Source organism: Microcella alkalica (assembly GCF_014137945.1).
GTDB lineage: Bacteria > Actinomycetota > Actinomycetes > Actinomycetales > Microbacteriaceae > Microcella > Microcella alkalica.
On the sequence record NZ_JACGWX010000010.1, the window covers coordinates 20911 to 33305 of the forward strand.

The 12395-nt window shown below is 72.4% G+C and carries 15 protein-coding genes; 13 read left to right on the forward strand and 2 right to left on the reverse strand.

The window, feature by feature from the left end; genetic code table 11:
• Nucleotides 1-56: 56 nt before the first annotated feature.
• The 4 genes from FHX53_RS12870 to glmM all read left to right on the forward strand — a co-directional run bounded on the left by FHX53_RS12870 (nt 57) and on the right by glmM (nt 3476).
• Nucleotides 57-986, forward strand: a complete 930-nt coding sequence (locus FHX53_RS12870) for a tRNA pseudouridine synthase A (RefSeq protein WP_425488317.1) — start codon at nt 57-59, stop codon at nt 984-986.
• Between the two features lie 134 nt (nt 987-1120).
• On the forward strand, nt 1121-1567 hold the full coding sequence (gene rplM / locus FHX53_RS12875) for a 50S ribosomal protein L13 (RefSeq protein WP_182491788.1): 447 nt from the start codon (nt 1121-1123) through the stop codon (nt 1565-1567).
• Between the two features lie 43 nt (nt 1568-1610).
• Nucleotides 1611-2081: a 30S ribosomal protein S9 gene (gene rpsI, locus FHX53_RS12880; RefSeq protein WP_370689153.1), complete on the forward strand. Its 471-nt coding sequence runs from the start codon at nt 1611-1613 to the stop codon at nt 2079-2081.
• A 33-nt stretch (nt 2082-2114) separates the two neighbouring features.
• A complete protein-coding gene (gene glmM / locus FHX53_RS12885; protein ID WP_182491789.1) occupies nt 2115-3476 on the forward strand; it encodes a phosphoglucosamine mutase in 1362 nt (453 codons plus the stop codon).
• Nucleotides 3477-3507: 31 nt separating this feature from the next.
• Here the strand turns inward: glmM and FHX53_RS12890 are convergent, their stop codons facing one another.
• Both FHX53_RS12890 and coaA read right to left on the reverse strand, forming a co-directional pair.
• Complete coding sequence (locus FHX53_RS12890) at nt 3508-4305, reverse strand: methyltransferase domain-containing protein (RefSeq protein WP_182491791.1); 798 nt, start codon at nt 4303-4305, stop codon at nt 3508-3510.
• Between the two features lie 38 nt (nt 4306-4343).
• Complete coding sequence (coaA, locus tag FHX53_RS12895) at nt 4344-5288, reverse strand: type I pantothenate kinase (RefSeq protein WP_182491792.1); 945 nt, start codon at nt 5286-5288, stop codon at nt 4344-4346.
• Nucleotides 5289-5345: 57 nt separating this feature from the next.
• Between coaA and glmS the strand changes: the two genes are divergently transcribed.
• The 9 genes from glmS to FHX53_RS12940 all read left to right on the forward strand — a co-directional run bounded on the left by glmS (nt 5346) and on the right by FHX53_RS12940 (nt 12362).
• The gene (glmS, locus tag FHX53_RS12900) at nt 5346-7196 is read left to right on the forward strand and encodes a glutamine--fructose-6-phosphate transaminase (isomerizing) (protein ID WP_182491794.1); all 1851 of its coding nucleotides are present in this window, start codon (nt 5346-5348) and stop codon (nt 7194-7196) included.
• Between the two features lie 21 nt (nt 7197-7217).
• Entirely contained in the window at nt 7218-7592 is a 375-nt protein-coding gene (locus FHX53_RS12905) for a holo-ACP synthase (RefSeq protein WP_182491796.1), read from the forward strand.
• Nucleotides 7589-8695, forward strand: a complete 1107-nt coding sequence (gene alr / locus FHX53_RS12910) for an alanine racemase (protein WP_182491798.1) — start codon at nt 7589-7591, stop codon at nt 8693-8695. The genes FHX53_RS12905 and alr overlap by 4 nt, the downstream gene beginning before the upstream one ends.
• Nucleotides 8692-9213, forward strand: a complete 522-nt coding sequence (gene tsaE / locus FHX53_RS12915; RefSeq protein WP_343051024.1) for a tRNA (adenosine(37)-N6)-threonylcarbamoyltransferase complex ATPase subunit type 1 TsaE — start codon at nt 8692-8694, stop codon at nt 9211-9213. Before alr ends, tsaE begins: the two co-directional genes overlap by 4 nt.
• Nucleotides 9197-9811 carry a tRNA (adenosine(37)-N6)-threonylcarbamoyltransferase complex dimerization subunit type 1 TsaB gene (tsaB, locus tag FHX53_RS12920; RefSeq protein WP_182491800.1) on the forward strand — a complete coding sequence of 205 codons (615 nt, stop codon included), beginning with the start codon at nt 9197-9199 and terminating at the stop codon, nt 9809-9811. The genes tsaE and tsaB overlap by 17 nt, the downstream gene beginning before the upstream one ends.
• The gene (gene rimI, locus FHX53_RS12925; RefSeq protein ID WP_182491802.1) at nt 9811-10308 is read left to right on the forward strand and encodes a ribosomal protein S18-alanine N-acetyltransferase; all 498 of its coding nucleotides are present in this window, start codon (nt 9811-9813) and stop codon (nt 10306-10308) included. Before tsaB ends, rimI begins: the two co-directional genes overlap by 1 nt.
• The gene (gene tsaD, locus FHX53_RS12930) at nt 10305-11366 is read left to right on the forward strand and encodes a tRNA (adenosine(37)-N6)-threonylcarbamoyltransferase complex transferase subunit TsaD (RefSeq protein WP_343051026.1); all 1062 of its coding nucleotides are present in this window, start codon (nt 10305-10307) and stop codon (nt 11364-11366) included. Before rimI ends, tsaD begins: the two co-directional genes overlap by 4 nt.
• Nucleotides 11367-11482: 116 nt before the next feature.
• The gene (locus FHX53_RS12935; protein ID WP_182491803.1) at nt 11483-11869 is read left to right on the forward strand and encodes a DUF4190 domain-containing protein; all 387 of its coding nucleotides are present in this window, start codon (nt 11483-11485) and stop codon (nt 11867-11869) included.
• An 85-nt stretch (nt 11870-11954) separates the two neighbouring features.
• Nucleotides 11955-12362, forward strand: a complete 408-nt coding sequence (locus FHX53_RS12940) for a DUF4190 domain-containing protein (protein ID WP_182491804.1) — start codon at nt 11955-11957, stop codon at nt 12360-12362.
• Nucleotides 12363-12395 lie beyond the last annotated feature (33 nt).

Sequence of the window (12395 nt, forward strand, 5' to 3'; positions counted from 1 at the left end):
AGGGTCGCCCGTGGACCCCGCGCCGTCAAAACGGACGCGCCGTAGACTTCTCGCTCGTGACCCCCGAGTCGCTCGAGACACCCGAGCCCGCCGTGCGCCTGCGCCTCGACCTCGCGTACGACGGCGCCGCGTTCTCCGGCTGGAGCCGTCAGCCCGGGCTCCGCACGGTGCAGGGCGAGCTCGAGGCGGCGCTCACGACGATCGTCGGGCGGGCCGTGCCCGATCAGCCGGCGCCGAGCCTCACGGTCGCAGGCCGCACCGACGCCGGCGTCCACGCGACGGGCCAGGTCGCGCACCTCGACCTCACGGCCGCGCAGTGGGCGGCCGTGCGCCGACCCCGGCGCGCCGCGCCCGCCCGGGATGCGCGCGCGGACGAAAGCCCCGAGTCGTCGCTCGTGCGCCGCCTCAACGGCATCGCCGGCGCCGACGGCGACCTCGTCGTCCATCGCGCCTCGATCCCCCCCGAGGGGTTCGACGCGCGCTTCTCGCCCGTCTGGCGTCGATACGAGTACCGGCTCGCCGACGCCGCCGCGCAGCGCGACCCCCGCCAGCGCGGACACACGCTGTGGTTCCCCTCCGCTCTCGACGGCGACGCGATGGATGCCGCGGCGCGCGCTCTCGTCGGACTCCACGACTTCGCCGCCTTCTGCAAGCCCCGCGAGGGGGCGACGACCATCAGGACGCTGCTCGACTACACGTGGACACGCGACGCCGACGGCGTGCTCGTGGCCGCCGTGCGGGCCGACGCCTTCTGCCATTCGATGGTGCGCGCGCTCGTCGGCGCGGCCGTGGCGGTCGGGCTCGGCAGGCTCGACGCCGAGCGGCTCGTCGCGATCCGCGACGGCGCAGCCAGGACGAGCGACTTCCCGGTGCTCGGGGCCAAGGGGCTGACGCTCGTCGAAGTCGGATACCCCGACGACGCGGCCCTCGCCGTGCGGGCCGAGCAGACGCGGGCGAAGCGCGAATTGACCGCAGAACCGCGGTGAACTAGGGTTGCCCCTTGGTGTCCGTCGCCGACGGGCATCCAGTTGAGCCCTCCACCGGGACGTTCCCGTGCGATCCGCACGGAACCACCCACCGGAGCGGGATTCACGAACACCTCGACAAGAAAGCACGTACTGTGACGCGCACGTTCAGCCCCACGCCCGCTGACGTCAAGCGCGACTGGGTCATCATCGACGCAACCGATGTCGTCCTGGGTCGCCTTGCCAGCCACGCCGCCGCCCTCCTCCGCGGCAAGCACAAGCCCACCTTCGCCCAGCACATGGACATGGGCGACTTCGTCATCATCGTGAACGCCGACAAGGTCGCGCTCACCGGTTCGAAGCTCGCGCAGAAGAAGGCCTACCGCCACTCCGGCTACCCGGGCGGCCTCACGGCCACCTCGTACTCCGAGCTGCTGGAGAAGAACCCCGAGCGCGCCGTCGAGAAGGCGATCCGCGGCATGCTGCCGAAGAACAGCCTCGGCCGCGACCAGCTCAAGAAGCTCAAGGTCTACCGGGGTGCCGAGCACCCCCACGCTGCCCAGCAGCCCACGACCTACACCCTCGACCAGGTCGCCCAGTAGCGACCGCCTGACGACTTCAAGGATCGATACCGTGGCGAACGACATCACCAACGACGCAGCTCCCGAGAGCTACACGACCGAGTCCACCGCGGCGCCGGCCGAGGCCGCGCCCCGCGCCGTCCTCTCCGTCTCCGGCGCAGCCGTGGGCCGCCGCAAGCAGGCCATCGCCCGCGTGCGCCTCGTCCCCGGCGCCGGCACCTACAAGGTGAACGGCCGGACCCTCGAGGACTACTTCCCCAACAAGCTGCACCAGCAGCTGATCAACGACCCGTTGACGATCCTGCAGCTCGGCGGCGCCTACGACGTCACCGCGCGCATCACCGGCGGCGGCCCGTCGGGCCAGGCGGGCGCTCTGCGTCTCGCGATCGCCCGTGCGCTCAACGAGATCGACCGCGAGAACAACCGCGCGACGCTCAAGAAGGCTGGCTTCCTCACGCGCGACGCCCGCGTCATCGAGCGTAAGAAGGCCGGTCTCAAGAAGGCCCGCAAGGCGCCCCAGTACTCGAAGCGCTAACGCGCTCCGGCTGCGCACCAACCGCGGATCGACATGGGTCGACTGTTCGGCACTGACGGGGTTCGGGGGCTGGCCAACGGTGATCTCACCGCTGACCTCGCCCTCGGCCTCGCCCAGGCCGCCGCACTGGTCCTCACGCAGGGCCGTCACGCCGACGAGCTGCGTTCGCAAGGCAGGCGCCCGCGCGCGGTCGTCGCGCGCGATCCGCGCGTCTCGGGCGAGTTTCTGACGGCGGCCGTCGCCGCGGGCCTCGCCTCCTCGGGCATCGATGTGCTCGATGCCGGAGTCATCCCGACCCCGGCCGCCGCGTACCTCGTCAGCGACATCCGCGCCGACTTCGGCGTGATGATCTCCGCCTCCCACAACGCCGCGCCCGATAACGGGATCAAATTCTTCTCCTTCGGCGGCGTCAAGCTGCCCGACGAGGTGGAGGATCGCATCGAGGCAGCGATGTCGGGGGAGAAGCTCGCGCCGACGGGCGGAGGCGTCGGCCGCATCCGCCGCTTCGCCGACGCGGAGGACCGCTACGTCCTGCACCTTCTCGGCACCCTCGACACTCGGCTCGACGGCCTGCACGTCGTCATCGACTGCGCGAACGGCGCCGCGGCCGGCATCTCGCCGCAGGTGTTCGCCGACGCCGGCGCGACGGTCACGGTCATCGGCTCCGACCCCGACGGCCTCAACATCAACGATGGCGTCGGGTCGACGCACCTCGAGCTCCTGCAGAGGACGGTCATCGAGGTGGGCGCCGATCTCGGGATCGCCCACGACGGCGACGCCGACCGGTGCCTCGCGGTGGATGCCCGGGGCCAGGTCGTCGACGGCGACATGATCATGGCGATCCTCGCCGTGGCCGAGCACGGCCGAGGCCTGCTCACCGACGACACCCTCGTCGTCACGGTAATGAGCAACCTCGGCCTCAAGCGCGCGATGGCCGAGCGGGGCATCCGCATCATCGAGACCGGTGTCGGCGACCGCTACGTCCTCGAGGCGCTCGCGGAGCACGGGTTGAGCCTCGGCGGCGAGCAGTCCGGTCACATCATCTTCAGCCGCCATGCGACGACGGGCGACGGCATCCTCACGGGCATCCAGCTCGCCGCGGAGATGGTGCGCACGGGCAGGAGCCTCGACGAGCTCGCGAGCGTCATGACGGTCTTCCCCCAGGTGCTCATCAACGTCCGCGGCGTCGACCGCACCGCCCTCGCGGGGCACGAGGGCATCGCCGCCGCGGTCGCCGAGGTCGAGTCCGAGCTCGGCGACACCGGGCGCGTGCTGTTGCGGGCGAGCGGAACCGAGCAGATGGTGCGCGTCATGGTCGAGGCCGAGACCGAGGAGACCGCGCAGGCGATGGCCGATCGCCTCGCCGACGTCGTCCGCGAGCAGCTCTCGGTCTGAGTTCGGCCGTCGCCGCGCTCACCGAGCGGCGTCAGCGGCTGCGCGCGATGATCTCGCCGTGCGGCATGAGCATCCACGCATCCGGGTGCGCCGCCCATTCCCGCCACGCGGCCGAGATCGCCTCGAGCTCCTCCCGGGTCGCGAGCCCGTGACGGACGGCGTCGTCGGCGAAGGACGACGACACCACGCGCTCCGCCCACAGCCCGCCCCACCAGGGCCCGTCGCCATCGGCCGTGAAGAGCCAGGTCGACGCGGTCGCCGTCACGTCGTCGAGCCCGGCTGCGTGCGCCCACTGGAGGAGCCGACGGCCCGCGCGCGCCTCGCCGCCGTTCGCGACCGGGATGCTCACGTACAGCTCGAGCCAGCGCGCGAGCTCGGGCGAGAGCGGGTGGATGAGCACCCCGCCCGCGTCGATGTCGCGCGCTGCGACGACGCCGCCTGGTCGCACGACCCGCGCCATCTCACGAAGGGCTGCGATGGGGTCGCCGAGGTGCTGGAGAACCTGATGCGCGTGCGCGATGTCCGCGGAGGCGTCGGCGAAGGGGAGTGCGTACAGGTCGCCCTGTTCGAACGCCACGTCGAGCCCCGCCATCTCGGCGGCCTCCCGTGCGTGGGCGACCGCCTCCTCTGCGCCGTCGAGCCCCACGACGTTCTGCGCTCCGAGCCGACGGGCGAACTCGATCGTGATGCTCCCGGGGCCGCTGCCCACGTCGAGCAGCGAGGCGCCCTCGACGAGGTGCGGCTCGAGGTAGGTGGCCGAGTTCGCGATTGTGCGCCAGGCGTGGGCGGCGAGCACGCTCGGGTGGTGGCCGTGGGTGTACTTGACCATGGTCGATTCTCCGGAGAGGGGCGGGGCGGGCTGGAGGGTCAGATCTTGCGCAGGAGGACGGTCGAGACAGCGTGATCGCTCTCCTTGCGGAGGACGAGCGACGCCCGCGCGCGCGTCGGCAGGATGTTCTGCACGAGGTTCGGCTCGTTTATCTCGCGCCAGATCTCCCGTGCCTTCCCGACCGCCTGCTCGTGCGATAGCGAGGCGTAGCGGTGGAAGTAGCTGCGCGGATCGGCGAAGGCTCCGCGCTGGAGGGCGAGGAAGCGGTCCTCGTACCACTGCGCGATGTCGCTCGTTCGGGCATCCACGTAGATCGTGAAGTCGAAGAGGTCGCTCACCGCGAGCGAGGCGCCGGGGCCGGGCGGCTGCAGCACGTTGAGGCCCTCGACGATGAGGATGTCGGGCCGGCGGACGATGATCTCTGCGTCGGGGACGATGTCGTAGCTCAGGTGCGAGTAGACGGGCGCGCGCACTTCGTCAGCGCCGGCCTTGATGCGCGAGACGAATCGCAGGAGGGCGCGGCGGTCGTACGACTCCGGGAAGCCTTTCCTGTGCAGGATGCCTCGGCGCCCCAGCTCGGCGGTGGGGAGGAGGAATCCGTCCGTCGTGACGAGCTCCACCCGGGGGGTGTCCGGCCAGCGGGAGAGCAGCTCGCGCAGCAGGCGCGCGATCGTCGACTTGCCGACAGCGACCGAGCCCGCGACGCCGATGACGAAGGGCGTGCTCGAACCCGGGGCCCCGAGGAACTCGCGCGTCGAGTCGTGAAGGCGACGCGCGCCCACCGCGTACAGCGAGATCAGCCGACTGAGCGGGACGTAGACCTCGGCGACCTCCTGGAGGTCGAGCTGGTCGCCGAGCCCGCGCAGCTGCACGAGCTCCGTCTCGCTCAGCGGCTGCGGCGTGGCCGGTGCGAGCGCAGCCCACCGGCGTCGATCGAGCTCGACGAAGGGGGTGTTGTCGCGCGCTGCGCTCGCCTCGGACATCGGCTCCACAGTAGTGCCAGCCCGCCTCGCCTCCCGCCGGGCCGTAGACTCGAGCCCATGTGCGGAATCGTGGGTTATGTCGGATCCCGGGGGAGCGTCGACGTTCTGATCGGCGGGCTCAAGCGGCTCGAGTACCGGGGCTATGACTCGGCGGGAGTCGCCGTCATCGACGCGGACGGACACCTCGACACTCGCAAGCACGCGGGCAAGCTCGCCGTGCTGACCGACGATCTGAGCGCGACGCCTCTCGCCGACGGCGTGACGGGTATCGGCCACACGCGCTGGGCGACGCACGGCGGACCCACTGACGAGAATGCGCACCCCCACCTCGGCGACGGCGGAAAGCTCGCCCTCATCCATAACGGCATCATCGAGAACTTCGGCGAGCTCAAGGAGGAGCTCCTCGCGAGCGGCCACGAGTTCAGCTCGCAGACTGACTCCGAGGTCGCGGCGCTGCTCGTCGGCGACGCCTACCGCGAGACGGGCGATCTAACCACGGCGATGCTGCAGGTCGTCAATCGCCTCGAGGGCGCGTTCACGCTCCTCGCCGTCCACTCCGACCAGCCCGACGTCGTCGTCGGGGCTCGCCGCAACTCACCGCTCGTCATCGGGCTCGGGGAGGGCGAGAACTTCCTCGGCTCCGACGTCGCGGCGTTCGTCGCCTACACGAAGCAGGCGATGGAGATCGGGCAGGACCAGCTCGTCACCATCCGCCCCGACAGCGTCGAGGTCATCGGCTTCGACGGCGCGCCCGTCGAGGCGAAGACCTTCGAGGTCGACTGGGATGCGTCGGCCGCCGACAAGGGCGGCTGGTCGAGCTTCATGGCGAAGGAGATCAGCGAAGAGCCCGAGGCGGTCGCGAAGACGATCATCGGGCGCGTCGAGGACGGCCTCGTGCGGATCCCCGAGCTCGAGGGCCTCGATGCGGACACGCTCCGCGACATCGATCGCGTCGTCGTCATCGCCTGCGGCACGGCGGCCTACGCCGGCATGGTCGGCAAGTATGCGATCGAGCAGTGGGCGCGTGTGCCGGTCGACGTCGAGCTCGCCCACGAATTCCGATACCGCGAGCCGGTGCTGACCGAGCGCACCCTCGTCGTCTCGATCAGCCAGTCCGGCGAGACGATGGACACCCTCATGGCGGTCAAGTACGCGCGCGAGCAGGGCGCCCGCACCCTGTCGATCTGCAACACCCAGGGCGCGACGATCCCGCGCGAGTCCGACGCGGTCGTCTATACGCACGCCGGCCCCGAGGTCGCGGTCGCGTCGACCAAGGCGTTCGTCGCGCAGATCACCGCGATGTACCTCTTCGGCATCCAGCTCGGCCAGGTCCGCGGCACCCTCGACGACTCCCGCGCACGCGGCCTCGTGCGCGAGCTGCAGGCCGTTCCGGACAAGCTCGCGTCCGTCCTCGCGTCGGGGGAGCGCATCCGCGAGATGGCGAAGTGGATGGCCGATACGCAGTCCGTCCTCTTCCTCGGCCGCCACGTCGGCTACCCCGTCGCGCTCGAAGGCGCGCTCAAGCTCAAGGAGCTCGCGTACATCCACGCCGAGGGCTTCGCCGCGGGCGAGCTCAAGCACGGGCCGATCGCTCTCATCGAGCCGGGTCAGATCGTCTTCGTCATCGTGCCGAGCCCGCGCGACCCGAACTCGCTCCACGCGAAGGTCGTCTCGAATATCCAGGAGATCCGCGCGCGCGGCGCCCGCGTCATCGCGATCGCCGAGCAGGGAGACGCGGCGGTCCTGCCGCACGCCGACGAGGTCATCCGCATCCCGCTCGCCTCGCCGTTCTTCGAGCCGCTCCTCGCGGTCGTCCCGCTCCACATCTTCGGCATGGAGCTCGCGGCCGCGAAGGGGCTCGACGTCGACCAGCCGCGCAACCTCGCCAAGTCGGTCACGGTCGAGTAGCCCGGGCTGCGCGGTGCGGTCGTGATCGTGGGCATCGGGGTCGACGTCGTCGACCTCGCCCGGTTTGAGCGGGCGCTCAGCCGCACCCCCGGCCTGCGCGAGCGCCTCTTCGCCGAATCCGAGCGAGCGCTGCCGCTGCGCTCCCTCGCGGGCCGCTTCGCGGCGAAGGAGGCCCTCATGAAGGCGCTCGGCGAGACGGACGGCATCCGCTGGGTCGAGATGGCCATCGAGTCGGATGACCGAGGGAATCCCGATTTCGCGCTCACTGGGCGGGCGGCCGAGATCGCCGCCGGGCGCAGCATCGGCCGCATCCACGTCTCGATGTCGCACGACGCCGGGATCGCGACGGCCTTCGTCGTCGCCGAGCGCACCGAGGTTTCGGGAGACCGCGCATGACCACCCGCCCGTTCCGCGAGGCGCGCATCGCGATCGACGCGATCGCCCACAACGTCGGGCTCCTGCGCCGACTGGCGCCGAGCCGGCACCTCATGGCGGTCGTCAAGGCTGACGGCTACGGGCACGGAGCGGTGACCGCGGCGCGCGCGGCGCTCGAGGCCGGTGCCGATCATCTCGGCGTCGCCGACGTGACCGAGGCGCTCGAGCTTCGCCGCGCGGGCATCGACGCGCCGGTGCTCGCGTGGCTGCACGACCCATCCGCCAATCTCGCCGTCGCGACGGAGGCGGGGGTCGCGCTCGGCGTGAGCTCGCTCGCCGAGCTCGAGCGGGCCGCTGCGGCCGGGCATCGCCCCGTCGTCCACGTCAAGGTCGACACGGGGCTCTCGCGCAACGGCGTGGTCGAGCCCGGATGGGGCCCGCTGCTCGAGCGGCTCGCCGAGCTCGTCGACGCGGGCGACGTCCGTCTCGACGGCGTCTTCAGCCACCTCTCGAACACGAGCCCGCACGACGATCGCGCGCAGCTGCACGTCTTCGAGCGCTTCCTCGACGCCGTCGACGCCGTCGGGCTCGAGCCGGGCATCCGCCATCTCGCCGCCTCGGCCGCCGCGATCGACCTGCCGGAGGCGCGCCTCGACATGGTGCGCGCCGGCATCGCGGTGTACGGAGTCTCACCCGCCCCGCAGCACCGCGCGATCGGGCTTCGCCCCGCGATGGAGCTCAGCGCGCCCGTCGTGAGCGTCAAGCGCGTAGCTGCCGGCAGCGGTGTCTCGTACGGGTACCTGCATCGCACGGACGAGTCGTCGACCCTCGCCCTCGTGCCCCTCGGCTACGCCGACGGCGTCCCGCGGCACGCCCTCGGGGCGCGCGTGCTCATCGGGGACGAGACCTTCCCCGTGGCCGGGCGCATCGCGATGGACCAGCTCGTCGTCGACGTCGGCGGCCGTCGCGTCGCCGTCGGCGATCGCGCCGTGCTCTTCGGCGACGCCGCGACGGGCGCGCCGACGGCCGACGACTGGGCCGACGCGGCGGGAACCATCGGCTACGAGATCGTCACGCGACTCGGCCGCCGCGTCACCCGGACCACCGTGAGAGCGCACGCGTGAGCGCAGAGGAGCGCCTCGTCATCGCCGACCCGGAGGCCATGGAGCGCTTCGGCGCGCGCGTCGCGGCCGAGCTGCGCGCGAGCGACGTCGTTCTCCTGACGGGCGAGCTCGGCGCCGGCAAGACGACCTTCACGCGCGGGCTCGGCGCCGCCCTCGGCGTGCGCGGCACCGTCACGAGCCCGACCTTCGTCCTCGCCAGGACCCACCCGCGCGAGAGCGCCGCGCCGCTCGTCCACGTCGACGCCTACCGGCTCTCCGACGCCGCCGAGCTCGACGACCTCGACATCGACTTCGCGGGCTCGATCGTCGTGGTCGAGTGGGGCGCCGGTCTCGTCGAGCACCTCGTCGACGAGTGGCTGTCGATCACGATCGGGCGCCCGACGGGAGGCGGAGCATCCGGCCCCGACGGCGCCGCCGCCGACCCGGATGTCGCCCCCGTCGAGCCCCGCGCGGTCACGGTGACGGGAACCGGCGAGCGCTGGGCCGACCTAGGCTGGATCCATGCTGCTCGCGATTGACACCTCCGCGGGCACGTCGATCGCGATCGTCGCTGATGACGGCCGCGTGATCGTCGAACGGTCGAGCGCCGACACGCGGCGGCACGCCGAGGTCATCGGCCCGTTCCTGGCGGAGGCCCTCGAGGTCGCCGAGCGCGACGGGTCGCGACTGTCGCACGTCGTCGCCGGCATCGGCCCCGGCCCCTATACCGGCCTGCGCGTCGGCATCGCCGCGGCCCGCGCGATCGCGATCGCCCGCAGGATCCCGCTCCTGGCCGGCCCGAGCCACGAGGCCGTCGCCCTGAGCCTCGTCGAGGGCGGCGTCGCCGCCGGCCGCTTCGCGGTGATCACGGATGCCCGCCGCCGCGAGGTCGCCGTCACCGTCTTCGCCGCGCAGCTCCCTCTCCCGACCGAGCTCGAGGCCGCGCACCTCGTGGCCCGCGCCGCGTTCGCGCCGACCGAGGGCGTCACGCCGTTCGAGGTGCAGGAGATCCCCGCCGCCGCGCTCGCGCTCGCCGCCCTCGCGCGGCTCGCCGCGGGAGCCGCCTTCCTCGAGCCGCAGCCGCTCTACCTGCGCGCCCCCGACGTCACGCTCTCGACCCCGAAGCGGGTGAGCTGATGAGCGGCCGAGGGTCGACGGCCGGGAGCGGGGGCGCCGCCCCCGCCATCCGCGTGCGCGACGCCGAGCTCGCCGATCTCGACGCGATCATGGCGCTCGAGACGGCGACCTTCCCCGGCGACGCGTGGAGCCGCGACCTCATGGCCGCCGAGCTCGCGAGCCCGCACACCGTCTACGTCGTGATCGAGTCGGGGGATGAGGTCGTGGCGTATGCGGGGCTGAGCGCGCCCGCGGGGGCCGAGCAGGGCGACATCCAGACGATCGCCGTCGATCCGACGCACCGGCGGCTCGGGATCGGCACGGTGCTCATGCGCGAGCTCCTGGGCGCGGCGCGGGCGCGCGGCGCGACCCAGGTCTTCCTCGAGGTGCGGGCCGACAATCCCGGCGCCGAGGAGCTCTACCGCCGCCACGGATTCGCGCGCATCGGCGTGCGGCCGCATTACTACCAGCCCGATGACGTCGATGCGATCGTCATGCGGTGGGAGGGAGCGGCGTGAGCGGGCCACTGGTGCTCGGCATCGAGACGAGCTGCGACGAGACAGGCGTCGGCATCGTGCGCGGCACCGAGCTGCTCGCGAACGTCATCGCGAGCTCGATGGACGAGCACGCGCGCTTCGGCGGCGTCGTCCCCGAGATCGCGGCGCGCGCCCACCTGGAAGCCCTCGAGTCGACGCTGCACGCGGCCGTCGAGAAGGCGGGCATCGCGCTGGCCGACCTCGACGCCGTCGCGGTCACGAGCGGGCCGGGCCTGAGCGGAGCCCTCATGGTCGGGGTCGGCGCGGCGAAGGCGCTCGCGGTCGCGCTCGGGAAGCCGTTTTACGCCGTCAACCACCTCGTCGGGCACGTCGGTGCCGACATCCTGCACGACCCGGGCGCGGCCGACCGCGGCGAGCTCGAGCTGCCGACGATCGCGCTCCTCGTCTCGGGAGGCCACACGAGCCTCCTCCTCGTGCGCAGCCTCACCGACGAAGTCGAGCTCCTCGGCGAGACGATCGACGACGCCGCGGGCGAGGCCTTCGACAAGGTCGCGCGCCTGCTCGGTCTGCCGTACCCGGGCGGCCCGCAGATCGACCGGGCCGCCGCCGACGGCGACCCCACCGCCATCCGCTTCCCGCGCGGGCTCACCCTGCCGAAGGATCTCGTCGCGCACCGCTACGACTTCTCGTTCTCCGGCCTCAAGACGGCGGTCGCGCGCCACGTCGAGAGGCTGCGCGACGCGGGCGAGCCCGTCCCGGTGGCGGATGTCGCGGCGAGCTTCCGCGAGGCCGTCGCCGATGTGCTCACCGCGAAGGCGATCGCGGCGTGCGGCGACCTCGGAGTGCCGCGGGTGCTGCTCGGCGGGGGAGTCGTCGCCAACGCGCGCGTCCGCACCCTCGCGGCCGAGCGCGCAGAGGCTGCCGGCGTGAGCCTGCGCATCCCGCCCCTGTCGCTCTGCACCGACAACGGAGCGATGATCGCCGCGATCGCCGCGCAGCGCATCATGGCGGGGCACGGCCCCTCCGATCTGGGCATCGGCGCCGACTCGACCCTGCCGGTGACGGTCGTCCAGGCCTGAGCGCCGCGCGTCGAACGTTGACACCTCCTCACCCCCCTGGCACAGTTGCGGTTGCGCACGATCTGCGCGCCCGGCGGCCAGCACCGTCGCCCTCACCCCGCCACCAGGAGTCCTCGATGACCGACGCCCCGCCGCCTCCCTCGCCCGACTACCCCTCGCAGCCGGCCCAGCCGGCCCAGCCGGCCCAGGCCGCGCAGCCGAACCCGTACGCGAGCCAGAACCCGTACGCGTCCTCGACGCCGTATGCCGCCGCTCCTGCGCAGAAGACGAACGTGCTCGCGATCGTCTCGCTCGTGCTGTCGATCCTCTGGATCTCGATCCCCGGCGTCGTGTGCGGCCACATCGCGCTCAACCAGATCAAGAAGACCGGCGAGAGCGGCCGCGGTCTCGCGATCGCGGGCCTCGTCGTCGGCTACATCGGCATCGTCGGCGGGCTCCTGCTCGTTCTGCTTTGGGTGGGCCTCATCGCCACCGCCGGGTTCACGAGCTACTCGACGTACTGATCCGCGTCGCCCGACGGCCCGCCCGCGCTCCGCGCCGGCGGGTCGTCGCGCGTACGCTGGAAGCGACCCAGCCCCGAGGAGCCGCATGTCCACGCCCGTCGAGCCCGAGACGGCCCCCGCACCCGCACCCGCACCCGCACTTGACGCCGACGCTCAGCCCGGCTCGACCGCCGAGTTCCCCTCGGTCGCGCCGCACCCGCCCGCCCCCGCGAGCGCGCAGACGCTCAGCGTGCTCGGCCTCGTCTTCGGCGTCGTGGGGTTCCTCGCCTCGTTCGCCGCCGTCGGCCTCGTGTTAGCGCTCGTCGGCGTGATCCTCAGCCACCTCGGCCTGCGACGCGAGCCGGCCGGGCGCTCCATGGCGATCGCCGGGCTGGCCTGCGGCTACGTCGGCCTCGGGATCTCGATCATCTGGGGCATCATCCTGCTCGCGACGCTGCTCATCCCGCTCCTCGCCGTCGGGCTGTTCGCCGGCATTGCGGGCATCGCCGGCTAGGCCTCACGAGCCCGACCGCACCGGGCGGGCGCC